The organism is Thermostichus sp. OS-CIW-26 (genome assembly GCF_054058395.1).
Genome location: NZ_JBSSAG010000036.1, coordinates 22,585 through 28,584 on the forward strand (window position 1 = coordinate 22,585; position 6,000 = coordinate 28,584).

The following is a 6,000-nucleotide window of genomic DNA, read 5'->3' on the forward strand; positions in this document are numbered from 1 at the left end:
CAGCCCCACCGCTGCCCCTGCTACCCAACGACCAGCCTTTACGTGTTCTTGTCCCACTAAACAAAAGAATGGGTTTGAGCTAGCAACCGATTAAGCTACTTGTGCCCTAGGTTCTGCACCCGAAAGAGTCGCTGCAAAACGCGGGGAAAAACGCAGGGCTGCCTGCACAAACTCTTGAAAAAGGCGAAAATGCTCGGTTTCTTCAAAGGTGAACTCGGGATGCCACTGCACGGCAACCGCCCAAGGGTGAGTTTCGTGTTCGATGGCTTCAATTAACTCGTCTGTAGAACGGGCAGCCAAACGCCAACCTGAGGGCACATCGCGGATGGCCTGATGGTGCCAAGAGACCACAGAGATTTCTTCTGCGCCGACGATTTGGTGTAGCCGTGTGGAGCGGATCAGGCTGACATTGTGGCGAATGGGCTTGCGATCAGCGGGGTTGAAGTGATCCAGCTTGTCGTACACATCAGGCACATGGGGGATCAGCTTGCCGCCACTCACCACATTCAGCAACTGCATCCCTCGACAAATGCCCAAAACAGGGATCCCTTGCGTCATTACTGCTTCAGCCAAGGCCACCTCAAATCGATCTCGCTCCGAGTTGACATAGCGCACCTGGGGATGTTGCGGATCTTCTCCGTAGGTGCTGGGGCAGAGGTCGCCGCCACCGGTCAACACCAGGCCATCCACCCAAGACAGCAAAACCTGGGGCTCGCTTTCGCCTGGGGGAAAAAGAACAGGGATCCCTCCGGCAGCACGAATGGCATCCACATAGCGGCCTGGCGCTACAAAGTCTCCCTCGTCATTGCGGTTGCGGGTGGTAACGCCGATGAGCGGTCGATTTGAAAAAGGGGATGTCCGATTCATCCTTCTACGATAACCTTATTTCCCGATGTTGATGGTGCTATGCCTACGGCAGAGGAACCGCACCACTGTCCTGAGCAGAAAAATCCAAAGTTTTCCCCCGCGATAGGAGTTAAATCTCGTTGTTGCGCAACGCTAACGCAAAGGGATCCCAGAAATCGCCGAAGCCATTAACCTTTCCCAAGGAAGTAGCGGCGGCTGATCCCTTGGGCCAGCAAGACGAACAACACCAGGGATCCCTGAATCACGCCGGCCAAAGAAGACTCCAATTGCAAAGAGAGAGGCAGTTGCAAGCTGCCGATGTTAAGACTGCTGAAGAAAAAGGCAATCGGCAAAATCAGCAGGGGGTTAAAGCCTGCCAGCATCACCACCAACAAGGCCAGAAAGCCCAAATTGCTGGAGATATTGGGGATGAGGCGATGGAACAGAGCCAACACCTGCAAGGCGCCCGCCAGCCCTGCTAAGCCCCCACAGCAGGCAAATGCCATGAGCAACCTGCGGGTAGCCGGGATCCCCAACCGGAAAGCAGCTACAGGGTTTTTCCCCACCGCCCGCAACTGCAGGCCGAAGCGAGTGTTGCCCACCACCAGCACCGTCAGGGCCAAAGCCAACAGGGCCAGCAGCAACGCCACCGGACTGGCCTCTGACCGCCCCCAGGTGGGCAACCACAGACGGGGATCCAACACTTCCGTCCCGCTCATGGAAGCCACCCCCGGCCTTTTCCAAGGGCCGAAGATCAGGTAGAGCACCCAACCTTGGGCAACAAAATTCAGCCCCAGCCCAGCGAAGATCTCGTTGACCCGCCCCCACACATTCAGGATCCCAGCCAACAGGCCCCAGCCCGCCCCCCCCAGGATCCCGGCCAAAAGCGCCAAGGTAATGGCCAGTGGCGGCGGCAACCATCCCGCTTCCAGACGCACCAGAAACGTGGCCGCAATTGCCCCGACCACCATTTGCCCTTCGATGCCCAAGTTGTAGAGACCGGCAACAAACGTAAACACCAGCCCACAGCAGCAGAGGACAAGGGGAGCCAGCGTTGCCAAAACCCGGCCAAACTGAGCTTCAGTGCCGAAGGCCCCCTGCCACATGCTGGCCGCCACCTGGAGAGGTGAAGCCCCCGCCAGCAGGATCACCCCCGCCACAAATAGCAGCGCTGCCAGCCAAGCCAATCCCTGGATTACCCAGGTACGCTCTAGAGACACCCACGACCGGCCCGATTCCGCTATTCCCGCCATGCTTTAACACTTCCTAGGATTCTTAAACTTAAGATTTTTAAACTCAAAGAGGCTCCCCGCTGCCCTACTCCGAAAGGGGATCCAAACGGCGCACCAGTTGCCAGCCCTCCACCGCCGCCAGAGGTTGTAACCCCAAATCCCGGATCTCCACCTGTTCTGCCTGCACCGGAGATACCCAAAGGTAGTCTCCATATTCCCCTCGTTGCAGAGCCTGATCATCCACCCATCTCCCCGGATGGGGGGTATAAAAAGCGATGGCCTGGCCCTGACAGACATCCGGCAAGCCGCTGCGGCCAATATCCACCACCGTCTCCCCAGACTCTGTCGAGGACTCCGTCCGAATAGCGCGAACGGACGGGGGCAGCATTTGGTTCCAATCCATTTGGGCAAAAGCAGGGCTGAAGTTGCCGAAATCAGGCCGCAAGACGATGGTGATCATAGCGAGGATCCCGGCCAACAAGAGGGTTCCCACCCACAGCTCGCCGGCGCAGCGCAACACCCGCCGCCAACTCCAGATCCCCGGCAGCAAGAGGTACAAAACACCCATCACCACCAGCGGCCAAGCATGAGGCTGTAGGAGCTCCAGACCGTCTACACCTAGCCGGACGGCCACCCCCAAACCCAACAGCAGCAGCCCCACCGCTGCCAGTCCCCAAGAGAGCACCTGGGCCAGACGGGGCTTTAAGTGCAAGGACTCCGTCCCGCTAACGCGATCCGCACCGCTGACGCGACCCCGCATAGCCAACGCTTGATCCAAGGCTACCCCGGCCAAGAGAGCCAGCCAGGGGTAAAGCTGCACGGTGTAGTAGGGGGTTTTGGTGGGATAAAGCTGCAACAACAACAGCAGCAGCAGGGGGAAAGACCAGATTAGCAGCGTGGATCCCGGCTGCTGGCGCACCAGGAGAAAGCCACCCACCAAAGCCAAAACCGTCCACGGGAAGCCATGAACGGGAATGTGCCAAAAGTAGTACCAGCCGGTGGCATCCGCATGGAAGGGCTCTTGCCCCAGATCCCACACCTTCCCCACCAGGGTGGTCAGCACCTGTGGGCCATACACCTGCATGGCTGGACCTAGCCAGAGGCCAAAAATCCCCAAGCCCAGCCCAAGCGCCAGCCAAAATGGGGCGGATCCCATCCAGCGGCGCCGTTGCTGCACGAGATAGGGGATCAAAGCCGCCCCCGGCAGCAGGATCATGGCACTTTTCATCAGCAGGCCCAGCCCGAAGGCCACTCCGGTTAGCCAAAACCAAACCCTGTGGCCGCGGATACCGTTGACCAGCCCCAGGATCCCCAGCAGCTCCAGAAAGGTCAAGGGCACATCCTGCCCCACCAGCCGCCCCTGCTGCACCCAGAGGTAGCACAGGGGCAAAACCGCCATCCCCAAAAAGGCCGCCCGCATCGGCAAAAAAAACCACCCAATCCAACCCACCAGGGGAATGGAGAGCAAAGCAGCGAGGATCCCTGGCAGCCGCGCTGCCCACTCGTTTACCCCGTACAGGGCAAAACTGAGGGCCACGCTCCAGGTGAGCAGAGGGGGTTTCTCGAAAAAGGGCTCCCCCAAAAAAGTGGGCCCCAGCCAATGCCCTCCCCGCAGCAGCTCGCGGGCCATTTGGGCATAAAAGCTCTCGTCGCAGCCGGCCAAACTGGGATCCGCCCCCGAAAGCACAAACAGAGGCACTGCCAGGCCCATGACTAGTAGGCTTAGGCCCCAAAAGGGCACTAGGTGCGGGTCGCGGCGAAACTGAACGAAGGAGCTGGATCCCGGCAGGGATCTGCGGCTAGGAGAACTGCCCAGACGGTTGGGGTTGCCGAAAGGACGCATGGGACAAGTCAGCAAGGGGCGGCTCTAACCAGACTAGACAAGGACTCCGTCCCGCTTACGCGAGCGGCAGAATTTTTTAGGGAAGCTCCAGAGATCCAGAGGAGCTCTAAGGACTCCGTCCCGCTTACGCGATCAGCTTATCTGCCGGCAAGGTTAAGCCCTGAAACCAGCTAAAAAACTGCTCGGCATAGGGCCAAAGAGCGGGCTCCAAGTAGTAGAAGTTCTCCCCCCGGTCGGTAAACTCCCAAAACTCTGCAGCCGTAGAGAGCAGCTCTTGGTGGATGCTCTGTAGGCGCGCCAGGGGCTCGTGCTGCATATCCTGATAGAAAGGACTCCGTCCCGCTTACGCGAACAGCCTGGCCCAGTCCTCCCGGCCACGACTGAGGAAATAGGCTGCCAAGCGGACTTGGGTTTTGCGGATCCCACGCAGGGTGGTTTCCTGTTGCTCGCTTAAGGACTCCGTCCCGCTGACGCGAACGGGATCCTGATCCAGACGTAACAAGGCTTGCACAATAGCTTCCGTTGTTTCAGAGCCCAGAGCACAGCTCGACTGGGCCAACATTCCCAGATCAAAGCCAAAGGTTTCAGAAAGGACTCCGTCCCGCTTACGCGATAGGAAAAAGAGGCCAGCTTTGTAGGCAATTAAGCTGTAGTAGCGAAAGTAGCCAACAATCTGCAAGACCAGAGCCGACTGGCGGTGTTGTAGGGCTGCCTCGGCCAACAAGCGGTACTGCTTGAGCAGGTTGTAGCCGCTGCGGATGTCTCGCGCGTTGTTCGCGTTAGCGGTGCGGAGCACTGATGACGGCCCGCAGATAGGTGTTGAAAAACTTGATCACCCACCCCGCTACCGTGAGTTGTTGGGCTTCCAGGGCGCGGATCCCCAGCTCCCGGCTGTGAATGGCCACCAGGGTGCTTGCCTGGCGCATGCCGTTTAGCCCCTCGGCAAATAAGGCTTGATACTGCCGCAGGATCTAAGGACTCCGTCCCGCTTACGCGATCAGCTCCAGCCAGGATCCTTCTGCCTCGATCCGGCCCAGCAGGCCCCTATCCACCGAAGCAAAGTCCGGATCCCGCCGCAGAGCCGGGGTAAAGAGAAACCAGGCAGGGGGCAGTTGTGCTTTGTGAGCGGCATAGAAGACCCACAGAGACTTCAAGCTGTCCAAGGCTTCCAGGAGAATGCTCCCCTCCTGCTGACGGAGAGCACTGGTGGCGATGCTTTTGATTTCATCCAGAGCCGAGAGGCAGCGCTGATGAGCTGGCGAGCATTCGCCCATTGGAGAGTGCTGCTCTGTTGCTATGCCTACGGCACCCTGTATTCCTGCGCATCGCTGTTGCTGCACAACGTTGTCGTGACGAGGCCGCAGTTGCAGTGAACAACGGGAGAAATAGCCCCTCTTGGATCCGGAGTCCGATCCTGATCTCCTGGAAGCAAGGGATCCCAGGATGACCTGCCGCACTTGCTGCTCAATGCGATGGATAATCGAAGCCGGCTGCAAAAAGTGAGACACGAAGCGAAAGTAGGGGATCAGCATCAAAAACGAAGCTGTGCCCAGCAGCAGATTCAGCCCGACGAGCAACCCTGGAGGGTGTTGCTCCGCAACGCCAACACGAACGTAAAAGCCCAGGGCTGCCGAACTCCACAAACTGACCACATTGGCCAAAATCAGGAAAAAGAAGAGGTAGAAATTGACTTTCTCGCGCAAAAACAGCTCCGTGACCTTTGGCGTGAAGCGATCCGCGCTCAACTGCACCACAATGGCCACCACCGAGAGGGTAAAGCCCAGCACCCCCGACAACACCTGAGCCAAGGTGGTTACAAATTCCTGCAAAGCTTCTGTATCCTGCGTGGATCCCGCCCGAACCAGGTTCAACCCGCTCTGGATCCAGCGATGCCCGCTCCAGGCCCAAAGCAAACCTGCCCCCACCACTGCAGCACTCCAGGGCAGAAAGCGGGGGCGACGCCCAACAAAGCCTGGATCTGTGTGTCTGATACATTTACGCTGAACACTGCTGAACATCACTGTTCAACTATGCAGCGATAGCATTCTGTTTGTTTCCAAACAGAATGGCGGTATCCCG

7 protein-coding genes are annotated in these 6,000 nt (G+C 58.6%); all 7 read right to left on the reverse strand.

Annotation, left to right across the window (positions count from 1 at the left end):
* Nucleotides 1-90: 90 nt before the first annotated feature.
* On the reverse strand, nt 91-867 hold the full coding sequence (locus tag ACVW0C_RS12160) for a gamma-glutamyl-gamma-aminobutyrate hydrolase family protein (protein WP_457385626.1): 777 nt from the start codon (nt 865-867) through the stop codon (nt 91-93).
* A gap of 167 nt (nt 868-1,034) precedes the next feature.
* Entirely contained in the window at nt 1,035-2,099 is a 1,065-nt protein-coding gene (locus ACVW0C_RS12165; protein ID WP_011431976.1) for an ABC transporter permease, read from the reverse strand.
* A gap of 64 nt (nt 2,100-2,163) precedes the next feature.
* Nucleotides 2,164-3,936 (reverse strand): ArnT family glycosyltransferase, encoded by a 1,773-nt coding sequence (locus ACVW0C_RS12170; protein ID WP_457385627.1) that lies wholly within the window; start codon nt 3,934-3,936, stop codon nt 2,164-2,166.
* Between the two features lie 109 nt (nt 3,937-4,045).
* The gene (locus tag ACVW0C_RS12175; RefSeq protein ID WP_457385628.1) at nt 4,046-4,237 is read right to left on the reverse strand and encodes a hypothetical protein; all 192 of its coding nucleotides are present in this window, start codon (nt 4,235-4,237) and stop codon (nt 4,046-4,048) included.
* A 27-nt stretch (nt 4,238-4,264) separates the two neighbouring features.
* On the reverse strand, nt 4,265-4,717 hold the full coding sequence (locus ACVW0C_RS12180) for a hypothetical protein (protein ID WP_457385629.1): 453 nt from the start codon (nt 4,715-4,717) through the stop codon (nt 4,265-4,267).
* Nucleotides 4,701-4,847: a hypothetical protein gene (locus tag ACVW0C_RS12185; protein ID WP_457385631.1), complete on the reverse strand. Its 147-nt coding sequence runs from the start codon at nt 4,845-4,847 to the stop codon at nt 4,701-4,703. The genes ACVW0C_RS12180 and ACVW0C_RS12185 overlap by 17 nt, the downstream gene beginning before the upstream one ends.
* A 63-nt stretch (nt 4,848-4,910) precedes the next feature.
* Nucleotides 4,911-5,939: a DUF2254 family protein gene (locus ACVW0C_RS12190; RefSeq protein ID WP_457385632.1), complete on the reverse strand. Its 1,029-nt coding sequence runs from the start codon at nt 5,937-5,939 to the stop codon at nt 4,911-4,913.
* Nucleotides 5,940-6,000 lie beyond the last annotated feature (61 nt).